Source organism: Streptomyces sp. NPDC017936 (assembly GCF_044328485.1).
Classification (GTDB): Bacteria; Actinomycetota; Actinomycetes; order Streptomycetales; family Streptomycetaceae; genus Streptomyces.
Genome location: NZ_JBIRHK010000026.1, coordinates 50,814 through 66,156, shown reverse-complemented (window position 1 = coordinate 66,156; position 15,343 = coordinate 50,814). Strand labels below are relative to the sequence as shown.

Below are 15,343 nucleotides of genomic sequence, written 5' to 3'. Positions count from 1 at the left end.
GCGATCAGGACACCGGGTCCTCGCCCGGCGGGATGAAGGCGTCGGCGCCATCAGCATCCTCGACATGCCCCCGAGCATCGACCGTGATGGCCGTCGCCCGCCCCTGCGACGTGATGAGCCAGGCCAGTACTTGCTCCGTCAGCGGCGTTCCCCCTGGGCCCTCGTCCTTCCAGTGCACCCGCCACCCTCCACCAGGCACCGCGGCCACGACCTGATCGGCTCGCTCCAGGTGGGAGAAGTCCTCGTAGTCCGTCACCGCACGCAGGGCGCCACGCTTCGGATCGACGACCAGGGCCGTCCCGGTCGCCTGGTCCCAGCCCTCTACACGCACCATGCGGCCGATCTCGGTGTCGGTGCCATTGAAGATCGCGGTCCAGCCGGTCTGATTGAAATAGCGAAGAGACATCGCTCCATCATCTCGAACCACGACGCTCGCACTTCACAGGTCTCCTCGCTCTGCACGTTCATCCGTACGCAGCTCTGCACATAGGCGAGCACGCCGACAGGGCGGGAGCGACTTGATGTGTTCTGCGGCTTCTTGCGGGAGATCGGGCGGCGGTTGGGCACGCCGGTACTGATGCATCCGGAGGGTGCCCATGGTCATCCGGTGCTCGGATTCGATGTCGAAGCCGTTCGAGTCGTCCTCCTTGCAGAGCCACTGGTCAGGTGACTGCTGCTGAGGGCTGGAGTTCGTGGAGAGTGCCGTCGCGGAGCAGCACCCGGTTCAGCCTCCGAGGCGGTGTGCAAGGTGGAGCAGATCTGCCAGGTGCAGTACCCGTCCGTCGAAGCCTGGAAGAGGGACATGGAGTGGCTGGGTCCAGCGGGCGGGGATTGCGTCCAGCCCGTAGTACGCCCCCGCCAGGCCCCCGGTGACCGCGGCGACGGTGTCCGTGTCGCCACCGAGGTCGATTGCCGTGCGTATCGCGTCTTCGAAGCTGGTGGTGGTGCGCAGGGCCCAGACGGCGGAGCCCAGGCATGGCCAGACGGCACCGTTGAACTCGGTGGCCTGATCGGGGTGCCAGTCGGGCGCGAGGACCGTGGTGTAGCGGCCGCGGTGGTCGGGGTGGACGAGGGCCAGGATGTCCGGGAGCGCGGTGAGGGGGTCAGCGCCCTCGAGGGTGACGCGGATGAGTTCGTGGAAGATCGCGGTGCCTTCCCAGGCCGCGCGGTCGCCGTGGGTGAGGGCGGCGATGCGGCGGGCCGCGTTCATGGTGGCTTCCTGGCCGGCGGCCGCGAAGTGGACCGCGGAGGTCGATGCCCGCATCAGGGAGCCGTTTCCGGCTGCTCGTTGGTTGACCTGGAAATGGATCGCGGCGGCGAGATCCCAGGGCATGCCGTTGGTCAGGACGTCTTCGGTCTGCAGGCCGATGTCCTTCGGCTCTGATGCCGCCCACCGCTGGAAGCGGGCGAAGATGTCCGGCAGATCCAGTCCGCCCCGCTCCAGCAGCGACTCCGCGACCAGGACGGCCATCTGCGTGTCGTCGGTGGCCTCGCCGGGGTCCCAGCCACCCCCTCCGCACATCTCGCCACCGGCACCGGGCGCGGGAAACCGCGCGGAGAAAGCTCCCTGCGGACCGAACTCGAAGGGGCCGCCCAGCGCGTCACCCACCGCCGAACCGACGACCGCGCCGGCGGCCCGCTGAATCCGCTCCATCCGCGCAGGTTATCCGTGCCGCGCCGGCGGCCGCACGGCCCTGCTCCTTCTTCGGCTCCCCGAACCATCGGCGGCGAACGCCTCTCGTTGGTCACCGTCACCTCGTGGCCGGCGCCGCCGCGCACGACCGTCCCGGATTCCTTCATGCGGTACAGGTCCAGCTCGATCTTCGACAGGGCGTCCAGCGTGGCGTACTTCTCCAGCTCCGTCCCCCTCGCGGACGCCTTCCGGTACGCCTTCGTCTGCTCCGCGGTCATGCGCTCGTAGGCGGCCAGCACCGCTGCCTTGACGGCCGCGTCGGGATCCACCGGCGCAGACGTCGGTGCCGGACTCGTCGGCTGCGCAGACGGCGATGCGTCAGCGCCGGCGTGGTCGGCGTCCTGGCCGTCGCTGCCGCCAAAGCCGTATCCCGCGAGGATCGTCATGAGCATCACTGCGCAGGCGCAGACCACGTCCGTCCTCGGCGTGCTGGCCCTGCGCAACTCTTCCCTCTGTGCGATGACGTCACGGTGATCGTCACCGTAGCCGCTCACACCCGCCCTCACAGGCGATTCAACGCCAATCACCAGCCCCGACCACGGCCCTCCCCCGCCCCCACCACGACCACCCGGACCCTGCCCACGGACGCGACCACAGCAGGTCACAACGTTGCGCAGACCACACACCGCCCCGACGACCGCACACTGCGGGCACCTCGGACAGAACGACGCTGCGCAATGATCACAGGCCTGGCCATCGCAGGTCACCGCATTGCGCAGTTGTGCGGTAGGCATGTTGTAGCTGCGTGGGAGACTCGGAGGGTCCGGACCGCCGGGACGCTCAGCCACCGGCCCTGGAACACGGCCGGCCGGCGCGTCACGCAGAATCCCCTGGGACGCGCGTCGCCCTGCGCAGCAGTTCACGCTGCTGCCGATGAGAATCCCCACCGCCGGTATCAATCAGAAGACGACGGCTCCTCAGCCGAAGCGGGGTTCGGAAGCCGGCCCTGCCAGGTCACTCGTGCCTTTGGTGCTGAACGGAGGCCGCTGGCATCCGGTGCTCCGGGGCGCTTTTGCAGGTACCCGCCCGCTTCCCCTGGGTGTTCGGCCCACCGGTAACAGCGCACCGGATGGCACGAGTGTCACACCCGTCGCTGGTAGTTCTGCCATTGCCCCACCTGGGGTTGCTTCATACGAGACCGGGTGGACGAAGCCACGACCATTTACGCCGATACGGCCTCCGGTGCGGCACCCCGGTCGGTCACGTCCGCTGGAGTGGTGTATCGACGGTCACTCGGTGATCTCGTCATCTTCCACAACGCCCTGGACATCGCCCAGATCGTGCGCCAGCTCCAGGAGGACAGTCACGTCGTCGACCCCGAGGACCTGGCCCGCATCTCGCCGTACCTGACCGAGCACATCCGTCGCTTCGGCGAGTACCCCGCCAACGAACTCGGCCTTGAGCCCGAGGCGTACGACCCGCACCTGGACGTCGGCTTCAGCCCGCTGCGCGGCGACGGCCCCGGCGCAGACGGCTACGGCCAGGCAGCCTGGCCATCGATGCCAGGTCACTGCTTCAGCGGCAGCGTGATGTCGTCCGGCGCCAGCACCATGCACACGCACGCGTGCTTGGATCGGCGAGTGTGAAGTCGGTGCCGGCGGCCACCGCGGGTATCGGCGACCAGCTCCGCAAGCGCGTCCGCCGTGAGCTGGGCCGATTCCCCGGTGCGAGGCCGACGGCCCCAAGAAGGGTGGCCACAGGTCGCTGTCCGGCGCTGAATCGCCGGCCCCGGCTGCGCTGTCGTTCCGTTCTGGATACGGGCCCGCCGCGGGTGGTGCACTGTCTGCGGATCAGCGGGCGATCGAGATCGCGAAGGGCGCGAATCCGCTGGACCGGATCACGTGCGGTACGAACAGTATCGCGGCCTCCGTGGCGCGGGCGGTCTGGATCCCGCCGAGATCAGTGATCCACTCCTTGCGCCAGCCGAGGTCGATGAGCAGTTCGCGGACGGTCTGCTTGGCCTGCGGGTCCTCGCCGGAGAGGAAGGCGTCGGGCGTCTGGGCGAGTATGGTCGGCGCGGTCATCACCGGGAAGAGCATGGTGTTGAGCGTCTTGACGACGCGCGTTTCGGGGAGTGCTTCCTGGAGTTGCTCGGCGAGGCTCGAGCCGGGGTGGATCAGGTCGGCGGGCAGTCCGTCCGGTCCGTCGACGGTGGCGTTGGAAACGTCGACGAGGATCTTGTCGCGCAGTTCCTCGCGCAGGGCGACGAGCCGGTCCAGTGAGCCGGCGCCCGGGGTGGCGTTGATGACGATCCGGGCTGTCCGGGCAGCATCGGCGGCGGCGCCCGGCGTGCGGTCCGCCACGGTCACCTCATGCCCTGCCCGGATGAGGGCTGTGGCCAGGTTGCCGCCGACGCGGCCGTTTCCGAGAACTGCGATCGTGGTCATGATGATCTGGTCCTTTCGTGCGTGCAGGTGGTGGTGCGCGCTCAGCGTGAGAGCGTGGCGACGGCCTCGGCGTGGACGCCGGGCGCGGCGGCCAGGAAGCTCTCGCTCTGCGGGGTCCAGGGGCGGCCCTCGGCGTCGGAGATCTGTCCGCCGGCCTCGGTGACGAGCAGTGCCCCGGGCAGCAGGTCCGCGCGGGCGCCGGCGAACTGCCAGAAGGCGTCGATCCGGCCGGCGGCCACGTTCAGCAGGTGCAGGGTCGCGGGCACGGCGGTGCGGACGACGAGTGCGTCGAAAAGCATCGCGGTGATCGAGGAGCCGACGCGCCTCACGACCTTCTCGTCCTCGTCCGGCCGGGCCTGGCTGGTGGCCACGAGGCTCAGGCCGAGGTCCGCGGTCTGGGACACGTGCAGCGGCCCGCCGTCGAGGTGGGCACCCGCGCCGGTGAGCGCGGTGTAGGTCTCGCCGGTCAACGGCAGGTGGACCGCGGTGAGCACCGGTTGGTTCTCCCGCACGAGGGTGGCGGTCACCGCCCACTCCGGCAGGGCGTGCAGGTGGTTGACGTTGCCTTCGGCCGGATCCACGACCCACCATTCACCGGGCGGCAGCGCGCCGCCGTCCAGCTCGTCCTCCGCCCAGCCGGCGTCCGGGCGCAGGCGCGTGAGACGGGGGCGCAGGATGTCGAGGGCCGTGTCGTCGTTGGCGGCGAGCGCGCGCATCAGCTCTTCGCGGGTCTGATGGCGAACCACCTCGCCGAAGCGCTCGCGCAGCGCCGAACCGGCCGCGCGCACGGCGATCGCGGTCTGGCCGAGCAGGTCGGCGTCGGAGGTGGCGGCGTCAGCGGCCTGAAGCGTTTCGGACATGGTGGTACTCCCGTGTGAGGAAGGGGGGTTGAGGCTGATCGGGCCAAGGTGTGCGTTCCGTCTTGCGCCCTCGTCTCGAAGGTATACAGCCCCTTTATTAACTTCAAATGCATGTCAAGCACGCCTAGGATTACTCACATGCAATTGGATTTGAACCTGCTCACCGCGCTCGACGCGCTGCTGGAGGAGGGAAGTGTGGCCGGGGCTGCCGCGCGCCTGCACGTCACCGCCCCCGCGATGAGCCGGAGTCTGGGCCGAATCCGGCGCACGACCGGGGATCAGATCCTGGTGCGCACCGGCCGCACGATGACCCCGACGCCGTATGCGATCGCCGTCCGGGAACAGGTGCACGAGCTGCTGCACCAGGTCCAGGGGGTGCTGGCACCGAGCCGTGAACTCGATCTGGCAACGCTGGAGCGCACTTTCACACTCCGCTGGCACGATTCCCTGGTCGCCTTGAGCGGCCCCGCGCTGCTCGCGGCCGTGCGCGGACAGGCGCCGGGCGTGCGATTGCGCTTCGTCGCGGAATCGAGCATCGACACACCCGAGTTGCGGCGCGGCGAGGTCGACCTGGAGGCGAACGCCAACCGCCCGAGCGCACCGGACATCCGTGCCGAGAAGGTGGGCGAGACTCGCCTCGTCATCGTCGTGAGGCAGGGGCACCCCCTCACCCGCCTCAGGACCGTCACCGCAGAGCAGTACGCCGCCGCTGAGCACGTGACCGTCTCGCGACGTGGAAACCTCAGCAATGCCCTCGACGACGCCCTCGCGCGGCTCGGCCTCACCCGCCGCGTGGTGGCGACCGCGCCCACGGAAGCGGCCGCGTTGGAGTTCGCGCGAGGATCCGATCTCCTGATCAGCGTCCCTGAAGCCACCACGCGGCCCGCGGTCGCCGACCTCGGCCTGGTCGTGCTCCCCCTCCCGCTCGAACTGCCTTCGGCGCCGATATACCTGTCGTGGCATCAGCGCTACGACACCGACCACGCCCACGCCTGGCTGCGCGGGTTGGCGCGGACCGTGCTGGCCAGGTGCGGGTCTGTCCCATGAACGGTGTAACTGGTTTGGTTTCTGGGCTCAGATGCGGTTGTCGGTGAGGCGGCCGTCGAAGACGATGTCGAAGGCCTGCAGGGTCTGCTTCCAGCGGTTGGTCCAGCGTTTGCGGCCGGTGCCGGTCGGGTCGAGGGACGTCACCGCGAGGTAGACGCACTTCAAAGCTGCGTTCTCTGAGGGGAAGTGGCCGCGGGCCCTCACGGCCCGACGGATGCGGGCGTTCACCGACTCGATGGCGTTGGTGGTGCAGACGATCCGGCGGATCTCGGCGTCGAACTGCAAGAACGGCACGAACTCGGCCCAGGCGTTCTCCCAGAGCCGGACGATCGCCGGATACTTCCCGCCCCATTCCTCGCAGCACTCAAGGAACCGGCTGGTCGCGGCGTCCTCGGTCGGCGCCGTGTGGACCGGTTTCAATGTTTTCGCGACCTTGTCCCCGTTCTGGCGGGCGGCATAGCGGAACGAGGCCCGCAGGAGGTGGACGACGCACGTCTGCACGACTGTCCGCGGCCAGACCTCGCCGACCGCTTCGGGCAGACCCCTCAGCCCATCGCAGACGAGCACGAGGACGTCCTCGAGGCCGCGGTTCTTCAGCTCGGTCAGCACCCGGAGCCAGTGCTTGGCGCCTTCACCGCCCTCGCCGCCGGCCCACAACCCCAGGATGTCGCGGTGGCCTTCAGCCGTGACTGCCCAGGCCATACAGATCGGGCGGTTGGCGACCTGACCCTCGCGGATCTTCACGTTGATGCAGTCGATGAACACCACCGGACAGACGCGGTCGAGCGGCCGGGCCTGCCATTCGGCCGTGCCCTCCATGACCGAGTCGGTGATCGTGGAGATGGTCTGCTCGGAGACCTCGGCGCCATAGACCTCGGCCAGACGGGACGAGATCTCACCGTGGGTCAGACCCTTTGCGGACAGCGAAAGCACCATCTCGTCGACGCCGGTCAGCCGACGCTGACGCTTCTTGACGATCTGCGGCTCGAAGGAACCTTCCCGGTCCCGCGGCACCTCGACCTGGACCGGGCCGAACCTCCGTGACGACGGTCTTGGACTGCTTGCCGTTGCGGGAGTTCTCACCGTTCTTCCCGGCCGGATCGTGCCGGTCATAGCCGAGGTGATCGGTCATCTCACCCTCGAGAGCGGACTCCAGCAGCCGCTTCGTCAACTGCTGGAGCAGCCCGCCTTCGCCCGTCAGCTGCAGGCTTTCCGACCGGGCCCGGACCACGAGCTCCTCGATGAACCGGTCATCCACGGTCGTCGACGGAGCCTTCGAAACGGCCGTCTTGGCTATGTTCTCGCTGGTCACAGGTGCACTCTTCCATGATCGGAGTTACACCGTTCTTCTTACAGTCCCCGCTCCCGGTCCTCTGGATTACGTCGAACCTGGGTCCTGGCCTGTGAAGCTCACGTCGTCGGTGGTGGCGGCATGTTCGGCGGGTGCGATGAGGTGCCTGGTGGTGTCCAGGGTTTCCCGAATGCGCTGGGTCAGGGGGTGTCGGTCGGGGTCGTTGACCCAGCGTTCGTAGGCGACCTTGAACGCGGCGATCCCGATTTCCGCGGCGAGTGCTGCGGTGGTGGTCTCCAGACCGCGTTCGCGCAGCGCGTGGGCGAGCGTGGAGGCGTATGCGGCAAGTTTGGCCAGTTCGCGTTCCTGGAGTTCAGGGTTGGCGGCGATGACGGCCTGACGTTGCCGTACCAGGTCTTCGCGTTCTTCGAAGACGGGAGCGGCTTCGGTCAGGGCGCGGGTGATCACCTCCAGCGGTGGGAGCGGGGCGGGGGCGCCGGCCGAGGCGTTGGCGAGGGCGACGGTGAGGGGGTTGTCGGCCGGGAAGAGGACTTCCCGTTTGTCGGCGAAGTGCCGGTAGAAGGTCCGTTCGGTGACCCCGGCGCGGGTGGCGATCTCCGCGACGGTGGTGGCGTCGAAGCCCTGCTGGTTGTAGAGGTCCAGCGCCGCTTTCTCCAGTCGGCCTCGTGCGTCGGGTTTCCATCGGCTCATGCTCCGACGCTACCCCGATGACAGATTCTGACATCAGGGTGATGACAGAGCCTGACATCAGCGCTACGGTGATGTCAGGAACTGACATCCGGGCCCCGCCTTCCGGTGGGGAGCCCGCAGCAGGAAGGTGCGCACCATGCGCGTATTCGTTACCGGAGCCTCCGGACACGTCGGCTCCGCCGTCGTTCCCGAACTTCTCGAAGCGGGACACCAGGTCGTCGGGCTGGCCCGTTCGGACAAGTCCGCCGCCGCGTTGACGGCTGCCGGAGCCGAGGTGCATCGAGGTGACCTCGACGATCTCGACGGCCTCGCCGCGGCCGCCGCGGCGGCCGACGGCGTGATCCACCTGGCCTTCAAGCACGAGGCCATGTTCGCCGGCGACTTCGCCAGCGCGGTCACGGCGGATCTGCGCGCCATCGAGACGCTCGCAAACGCGCTCGCTGGCACCGGCAAGCCTCTGGTGACCACGTCGGGAACCATGCTGCTCGCCTTCTCGGGGCTCAAGGACGCCGCCACCGAAGCCGACGTGATCGACGCAGGGCCGCGGATCGACGCCGAGAACGCGGTGGTCGCACTCGCGGAACGGGGCATCCGGTCGTCCGTCGTCCGGCTTTCTCCGACCGTGCACAGCTCGCTGGACCACAACGGCTTCATCCCGACCCTGATCTCCCTCGCCCGGGCCCAGGGCGTCGCTGCCTACGCCGGCGACGGGGCCAACCGCTGGCCCGCCGTGCACACGCTCGACGCGGCACGCCTGTACCGGCTGGCGCTGGAATCCGCGCCGGCCGGGTCACGGCTGCACGGCGTCGACGACCAGGGCATCCCCTTTCGGGAGATCGCCGAGGCCATCGGCCGCGGACTGGACCTGCCTGTGGTCAGCATCCCGGCGACCGAGGCCGACGCCCACTTCGGCTTCCTCAGTGGCCACGTCACGGCCGACAACCCGTCCTCGAACACGCTGACCCAGGACCTCCTTGGCTGGAAGCCCGTCCAACCCGGCCTCATCGAGGACCTTCGTCAAGGCCACTACTTCGACGTCCCGGCGGCCCCCACAAGCTGAGCCCGTTCCCCACTCCATCCCCCTCCCGTTCCGCGCGCCGCATCCAGGCCCTGCTCGGCTGGTCGCCCAGCCACCTGGGCCTGCTCGAAGACCGTCGGTGCGGCGGCCACCTCGCCGCACCGACGGTCTGACCACCCTCCCGTGTCTTGACGCAGACTCCACCCCGGTAAGGAAGACCATGCCCTGCTCCCGTCCCGCGATCGACAGCGAACTGGCCGCAGCCCTTGAGGCTATGCCGATCGGCCCGAACGGCGTCTTCGACCTGACCGACGTCCCCGCCACACGCCAGGCCGTCCGCGCGCTCGCCGAAACCATCGCCGACACCTTCCCCGACGAGCCCACCGTCACCGCCCACGAGATCCAGGTGCCGCGCGCCGACGCCCCCGACGTCCCGATCCTCCTGCTGCGTCCGCAGAACGTGCCCGGACCGCTGCCGGTCATCGTGTGGTTCCACGGCGGTGGGCAGGTGCTCGGCTTCGCCGCCCAGGACACACCCTGGCTCAAGCCGTTGTCCGCGGCACTGGGCTGCGCCGTCGTCGCCGTCGACTACCGCCTGGCCCCGGAAACCCCCGCACCCGGCGCCGCCGAGGACGGATACACCGCCTACCGGTGGATCAGCGACAACGCCGCCGATCTCGGCCTCGACCCCACCCGCATCGGCCTAGCCGGCCAGAGCGGAGGCGGAGGCATCGCCGCCGCCACCGCGCTTCTGATCCGCGACCGCGGCGCAGCGACGCCCCTGTTCCAGCTGCTGCAGTACCCGATGCTCGACGACCGCAACACGACCGACTCGAGCCGGGAGATCACCGACATCGGCATCTGGGACCGCGCGACCAACCTCCTTGCCTGGCAGGCGATCCTCGGCGACCGCGTCGGCACCGAGGACGTCACGCCCTACGCCGCCGCCTCCCGGGCGAGCGACCTCACCGGCCTGCCCCCGACCTTCATCGGCGTCGGTGAACTCGACGTCTTCCGTGACGAGAGCCTCGACTACGCCGCGCGCCTGCGCGCCCACGGCGTCCCCGTCGAGCTGCACCTCTACCCCGGCGCCTACCACGCCTTCGACCTGTTCGCCCCGCAGTCCCAGCTCGCGGAGAGCTTCCGCCACACCTGGAACGACTACCTCGCCCGACACCTCACGAAGGCCCCGGCAACGCCGACCGCTGCGTAACCCGCAGGTCTGACAGCATGCCGCCGGTCCGAAATCCCACCGGCGCCTCCGAGCCGATTGCCACCCCCTCGGCTCGGAGGCGCATCCTACGAGCTGGTGCGTGATGGTGCTGGGGGTGCACGGTCCTGAGGTGGTGGTTTTGTCAGTCGGTGGTGTGGCGGTCGGAGACGAGGCTTGCGTTGGCCCGGTAGGTGTCGGACAGGACATCTCGTCGGTGCGTCCAGCGGGTCAGCTGCGTCCAGCGGGTCAGCTGCTTCCAGCGTTTGTGGTCGGCGAGCGCGTGCTCGACGGTGATGCGCTTCGATGAGTGTCTGTGCCGGGCCTCTTCTCTGGCGGCGTGTACGTGCGGCAGAGCGATCTTGTTCGGTTTTCCGGGCGGTGTGATCGCCTTGCCGGGGTGGTCGCGCCGGAGCCCGAGGTAGCCGTCGTCCAGCAGCACTTGCGCGTCGGGGAAGTGCTGGAAGCAGATCCTGATGCCTTCGTTGCGTGCGGCGGTCGCATCGTGCATGCGTCCCGGCCGCAGGGCGTCGGTCCACGGCGTGCGGCCCTGGTGGTCGGCGATGACGGTGGCCTTCATGGTGTTCTGCTTCTTCTTGCCCGAGACGAACGCCCTCGTCCGCCGCGGCCGGCTGCGGGCCGGCGTACCTGAACCTCGGTGGCATCCAGCCGCAGTTCGATGCCCTCGGCCTGGGCATGAGCAAAGACATCCGCCAGGGTCCGCAGCCGCAGGCCGGGCCGGCCGGGGACCGCGCGTCCTCGTTCGGCCAGGAGCCCGCGTATCTCTCCGATCGCGCGGGTGACGGTGGAGCGGTCGACACCAGACAACAGGGCGAGCACAGAGTGCGGGAGATCGTGCCGCAGGTGGATCGGCGTGACGACCAGCCGGTCGACGAACGCCAGTCGATGCCGGGCACCAGCCCCCGCCTCACGTTTCCCGGGCCCGCCACATGCCTCACGACGGCGTCCCTCGACCACGGCCTCCCAAGGACCGGCCAACTCCTCGACCAAGCAGGCCAGACGCCACCGGGAGACCCCGGTGAACAGCTGATGCGCGAGGATGTCCCGGTTGACCGTGACCGCCACGGACTGGATCATCCCACCCTCGCGCGATCACACCTCAACCACCATCACACACCAGCTCGTAAGAGCTACCGGTACTCCACCAACCACCAGGTCGTCATCGACGCCGACACCCGGCTCGTCGTCGCCGTCGGCCGGCCCGTGCCCGGCAACCGCAACGACTGCAAGGCATGGGAGCTGTCCGGTGCGAAGGGCGCCGTCGGCTGCACCACGGTCATCGCCGACGGCGGCTACCGGGGCACCGGCCTGCTCATCCCGCACCGCCGCGAACCCGGCAGACCGAACTCCCAGCCTGGAAAGAAGAACACAACCGCTCGCACCGCAAGGTCCGAGCCCGCGTCGAACACGTCTTCGCCCGCATGAAGACCTGGAAGGTTCTCCGCGACTGCCGCCTGAAAGGCGACGGCGTCCACCACGCCATGCTCGGCATCGCCCGGATGCACAACCTCGTCCTCGCCCAGTAGCTCGACAGGTGGCACGGTGGCCCGCCATGCCCGAGGCCACTCAAAAATTTTTACGGGACAACCTCCAGCGCGTAGGCCAGGCGGCCGTCAGGACCGGTTGGGCGGCCACCAATTTTCGTTTAGAGGCGATCACCTCGGTGGCGCGACCACCCCGAGGTTCAGAGCGAGGGTCATGATTACTGCGGTAAGAGCGGGCTGGCCGGCCTCGGCGAGGAATGAGGCGAAGCGTGCGAATGCGGCCCGCAGGCGTCCGGGCTCTACCGGCTCGACCGAGGCGACTTCTTCGATTTCGACCAGTGCCGCCTGTGTTCCGGCCCGGTGCTCCTCCGCCATGGTGATGGCAGCGAGTTCGCGGGACATCATGGTGACGAAGGCGCTCAAGACCTCACGGTCCGGTGCCTGTCGGCTCGTGAGTACGTTGTTGTCGCCGGTGTTGAGCTGGCCGACGGCGTTGCCGCCGATACTGATGCTGCGGGCGCCGGGGGATTCTGTCACGGCTTCCTTCCTTCAGATGCGCGAGAGAATGATCTTCACGAGTGCTTCGGCTGCCGCCATGTCGTTAATCCAGTCCCATTCCGGGACCTTTCCGACGCGCACTCCAAGGCTGGTTTCATTATCGATTTGCACGCGGACTTCTTTGACGCCGTTCGGGCCGACGGGGCAATTCCAGGAATTTTCAGTGATGTTGATCTGACGACATCCTTCGGGATCCTGATAAGTGGATGTGGGATGGTACCAAACCTCGACAGACGCATAGTTTCCCTTAATGTTCTCGGCGTACGGCGTGTAATACCCGCAAATACCAAAGAACGCGGCACTGTTCGATGGAGAGTTCGAGTCCTTCTTCACGCTCGACTCCGTGGCAAGCGCCAGATACTCTGCGGTGCGCTCCAGGTCGGACGGTTTCAGGATTGAGCAGGGATCGAACGCGGGCTGCGGGTCCGTGTTCGCGCCGTCTGGCGGTAGCGAGATCGATGGTTGTGAGGTGTCAGTGACGGGCGGCGCTTCACTGCGGTAGGTGCCGCTCAGAGTCGAATCTCCCGTGATGGTGAGCGTGCGATCTCGGTCACCGATATCGCCTGCGGCGGAGAGGCTGATCGTTGCCTTCCGGCTGCTGTCCAGGTCCTGGCACGTCATCGTGATGGTGGTGCTGCTTGACGGGTCGTCCACGGTGTAGCGGCACACTGTGAGGTCCTCGCGGCTCGCGGGGAGCCATCGCGCGTTGGCCCCGTCGAAGTCGAACTTTGCGCCGTCCTGCCGGGTCCACACCCCGAGAATCCGCGCCCATGGAGGTACCGATGTCTCCTTGCCAGTGCCTCCGAGCGCGGCGCACCTGCTGCGGGCCGCTGTGTCCTTGGGGCTGGTGGTTGTGACGCATACCGAGTGCTCGGCGTCCGCTGTGACGGTACAGGTTGCCGACGCCGCGCCCTCGTCGCAGCCCCAGTAGACGATCTTGACGCCGGTGGGCAGGGGGCCGTCGGGCACGACCGTGACCGGTCCCTGCTCTCCTTTGGCCACCCGGACGACCTTCGTGCAGTCGGTCCGGCCGGCCTCGACACGGCAGGTTCCCTCGGTTGTGCCAGGCATCGCGCCGACCTCGAAGACGTCGGTCGCCACCTGAACGTGCAGCGGCACCGAGGGCTTGGGATGCGCTTCGCCGCCTTGCCCTAGGACCCACACGCCGCCGCCTCCGATCGCCAGCAGGGCGCCGCCGATGACGAGCTTGGCGGTCAGCGTCAGGCCTCCTTGGGGGAGCCCTCCGCCTGGCGGCGTGTGGCCGTCGATCCTGTGGTGGGGAGGCGGCTGGGGCGTGTCGCCAACGCTGTGATTGACGGACCCTGGCTCCTTCGCATGTTCCGCGCCGCTGGAATGGCCGTCCGTGGGACCAGTCTGACTGTCTGCGCCGCTGTGGTGTCCGTCTCCGCCATGGGACGGGTCACTCGCCTCGTTACCGTCCGCCGAGGAAGGGGATCCGCCCTGGCCTGCTTGCGCGCCTGGGTCCGGTTGCGGCGGCCCGGTCGTTGTGCCGTGGGGGTCCGCGAGTGTCCGTCCGTGCTCAGCGATGTCCGCACTGCCGTTGTCGCCCAGTGAGCGCCAGGCGGCTGCGGCCGCCGTAAGGGCTGCCGCGGCGGCGATCCGCTTGCCGGTGAGCAGGGAGCGGACGCCGGTCTCGTGGGTGAAGTAGGCACGGGCACGCTCGTCACCGGCTTGCTCCGCCGCTGTCAGGCCCCGGGTGAGGATGCGTCCCCAGGCTCCCCACCGCAGGGAGCAGGCTGTGGCAGGAGCGGCAGCCCGGGCCAGCTTGACTCCGAGGTCCGGCTGGCCCGAACGGCCTGCAGCCTCGATCCAGGCGGCTATGAGCGGGCCGTGCTCGGCGACCGCTGCGGCTGACGTGTCACGTGCCGTGGCCCACGCTGCCATCCGGTCGGTGATCTCGGCGAGACGGGCCGTGTCCTGGCCAGGATCGGCGAAAAAGGCTTCACCGACGTCCCGGAAGAGCCTGACCTTCTCGTCGGCATGGGTGAGGAGCCCGAATGTGGCGAGCCGCTCGGCGGTCGTACGTACCGCTTCGGCAGTTTCGGAGGGCGCCAGCAGAACCGTCAGCAGATTGATCGTCACCTCGGCGGCCGGGGCCACCGAGAGCAGTCCGAGGATCTCCCGTTCCACGCCGGTCGCGGACGTGATGAGGTCCTGGAGGAGCTCAGGAACCTCGACCGGAGTGGGTAACCGCGCAAGTCCTGTGCTGGCGTCGCGCCGGGCCAGCGCGGCGGCGCGCAGCAGCTTGAAGGGGTGCCCCAAGCACGCTTCCCAGAGCAGGGACGCGCCGGCTTCGTCCGCCGGGCACAGTTCACGCCGCAGTTCTCTGGCGAGCAGCTGCTGCGCCGCCGACTTCGGGAGACCGGCGAGTTCGAGCGCCTTGCCGTGTCCCCAGAGCGTGCGCTCCTCGGAGGCGACCAGGACGGTGCCGGCAGGTATCGCGTCCTGAAGCTGCACCAGGTGCCGGCTCGGCTCGTCGAAGTCATCGACAACCAGGCAGAGCCGGATGTCGGCCAGCAGGGCGTGCAACTCCCCTTCGCTCGGACGGTAGCCAGGACTGTCGTAGCACGCTTCAAAGACGCTCTGAAGCAGGTCGTCGAGGTCCTTCCCGTACCCGTCGAGGAACACCACCCCATCGCGGCCGTCGAGTTCGAGGGCGGCGTGCCGGATCAATGTGCTCTTGCCGATTCCGTCCGCGCCGTACACCTGTACGGGTTCGTTGTCTGCGATGGATCGCAGCACCAGCGCTGCTTCGTCTTCGCGTCCCAACGGGGTGGCGGCGCCGTTGGGGAGGCGCTCGATGTGCGCCCGCCGTTGCGGCTTCACACGCGGGGCAGCCTGGTGCACCTGTACCAGCGAAGCGTTGGCGGTCACGAGGACGTTGTGGTCTCCAGTGGAGAACTGGCCGATGGCGTCACCGCCCACCGACAGTGCCCTGTCCCCAGCCGTCATTGGCGCCCCCCGGCCACGACACGTGCAGTAACACGGCCCAGCATCCCGGAACTCCGGCAAGTCCGACAGCGGAATAGGGAATTCACCACT

At 68.6% G+C, this 15,343-nt stretch carries 12 protein-coding genes and 3 pseudogenes; 6 read left to right on the top strand and 9 right to left on the bottom strand.

What is annotated here, in order from left to right:
* Positions 1 to 4 precede the first annotated feature (4 nt).
* Positions 5 to 406 (bottom strand): hypothetical protein, encoded by a 402-nt coding sequence (locus tag ACH4F6_RS37000; protein ID WP_397964830.1) that lies wholly within the window; start codon positions 404 to 406, stop codon positions 5 to 7.
* A gap of 318 nt (positions 407 to 724) precedes the next feature.
* A complete protein-coding gene (locus ACH4F6_RS36995) occupies positions 725 to 1,654 on the bottom strand; it encodes an ADP-ribosylglycohydrolase family protein (protein ID WP_397964829.1) in 930 nt (309 codons plus the stop codon).
* Positions 1,655 to 1,798: 144 nt separating this feature from the next.
* Here ACH4F6_RS36995 and ACH4F6_RS36990 point away from each other — a divergent pair, with 144 nt between their 5' ends.
* Together ACH4F6_RS36990 and ACH4F6_RS36985 are read left to right on the top strand one after the other, a co-directional pair.
* Positions 1,799 to 1,921, top strand: coding sequence for a hypothetical protein (locus ACH4F6_RS36990; protein ID WP_397964827.1), 123 nt, complete (start codon positions 1,799 to 1,801; stop codon positions 1,919 to 1,921).
* Positions 1,922 to 2,910: 989 nt separating this feature from the next.
* The gene (locus ACH4F6_RS36985; RefSeq protein ID WP_397964826.1) at positions 2,911 to 3,279 is read left to right on the top strand and encodes a Tn3 family transposase; all 369 of its coding nucleotides are present in this window, start codon (positions 2,911 to 2,913) and stop codon (positions 3,277 to 3,279) included.
* A gap of 204 nt (positions 3,280 to 3,483) precedes the next feature.
* Here the strand turns inward: ACH4F6_RS36985 and ACH4F6_RS36980 are convergent, their stop codons facing one another.
* Both ACH4F6_RS36980 and ACH4F6_RS36975 read right to left on the bottom strand, forming a co-directional pair.
* A complete protein-coding gene (locus ACH4F6_RS36980) occupies positions 3,484 to 4,080 on the bottom strand; it encodes an NADPH-dependent F420 reductase (RefSeq protein WP_397964824.1) in 597 nt (198 codons plus the stop codon).
* A gap of 41 nt (positions 4,081 to 4,121) precedes the next feature.
* On the bottom strand, positions 4,122 to 4,940 hold the full coding sequence (locus ACH4F6_RS36975; protein WP_397964823.1) for a 3'(2'),5'-bisphosphate nucleotidase CysQ: 819 nt from the start codon (positions 4,938 to 4,940) through the stop codon (positions 4,122 to 4,124).
* A gap of 138 nt (positions 4,941 to 5,078) precedes the next feature.
* On the opposite strand from ACH4F6_RS36975, the gene ACH4F6_RS36970 reads away from it, so the two are divergent.
* Positions 5,079 to 5,987: a LysR family transcriptional regulator gene (locus ACH4F6_RS36970; protein ID WP_397964822.1), complete on the top strand. Its 909-nt coding sequence runs from the start codon at positions 5,079 to 5,081 to the stop codon at positions 5,985 to 5,987.
* A gap of 27 nt (positions 5,988 to 6,014) precedes the next feature.
* Here ACH4F6_RS36970 and ACH4F6_RS36965 read toward each other — a convergent pair.
* Together ACH4F6_RS36965 and ACH4F6_RS36960 are read right to left on the bottom strand one after the other, a co-directional pair.
* Positions 6,015 to 7,299 (bottom strand): annotated as a pseudogene (locus tag ACH4F6_RS36965) (IS256 family transposase).
* Positions 7,300 to 7,365: 66 nt separating this feature from the next.
* On the bottom strand, positions 7,366 to 7,989 hold the full coding sequence (locus tag ACH4F6_RS36960) for a TetR family transcriptional regulator (protein WP_397964821.1): 624 nt from the start codon (positions 7,987 to 7,989) through the stop codon (positions 7,366 to 7,368).
* Positions 7,990 to 8,125: 136 nt separating this feature from the next.
* Here ACH4F6_RS36960 and ACH4F6_RS36955 point away from each other — a divergent pair, with 136 nt between their 5' ends.
* On the top strand, positions 8,126 to 9,049 hold the full coding sequence (locus tag ACH4F6_RS36955) for an SDR family oxidoreductase (RefSeq protein WP_397964881.1): 924 nt from the start codon (positions 8,126 to 8,128) through the stop codon (positions 9,047 to 9,049).
* Positions 9,050 to 9,227: 178 nt separating this feature from the next.
* The gene (locus ACH4F6_RS36950; protein ID WP_397964819.1) at positions 9,228 to 10,220 is read left to right on the top strand and encodes an alpha/beta hydrolase fold domain-containing protein; all 993 of its coding nucleotides are present in this window, start codon (positions 9,228 to 9,230) and stop codon (positions 10,218 to 10,220) included.
* A gap of 142 nt (positions 10,221 to 10,362) precedes the next feature.
* Here ACH4F6_RS36950 and ACH4F6_RS36945 read toward each other — a convergent pair.
* A pseudogene (locus ACH4F6_RS36945) lies at positions 10,363 to 11,315 on the bottom strand (transposase family protein).
* A 48-nt stretch (positions 11,316 to 11,363) separates the two neighbouring features.
* On the opposite strand from ACH4F6_RS36945, the pseudogene ACH4F6_RS36940 reads away from it, so the two are divergent.
* Positions 11,364 to 11,764, top strand: a pseudogene (locus ACH4F6_RS36940) (transposase); the annotation flags it as partial.
* A 129-nt stretch (positions 11,765 to 11,893) separates the two neighbouring features.
* On the opposite strand, the gene ACH4F6_RS36935 reads toward ACH4F6_RS36940, so the two are convergent.
* Together ACH4F6_RS36935 and ACH4F6_RS36930 are read right to left on the bottom strand one after the other, a co-directional pair.
* Positions 11,894 to 12,259, bottom strand: a complete 366-nt coding sequence (locus ACH4F6_RS36935; protein WP_397964817.1) for a hypothetical protein — start codon at positions 12,257 to 12,259, stop codon at positions 11,894 to 11,896.
* 12 nt (positions 12,260 to 12,271) lie between these two features.
* Entirely contained in the window at positions 12,272 to 15,175 is a 2,904-nt protein-coding gene (locus ACH4F6_RS36930; RefSeq protein WP_397964816.1) for a hypothetical protein, read from the bottom strand.
* Positions 15,176 to 15,343 lie beyond the last annotated feature (168 nt).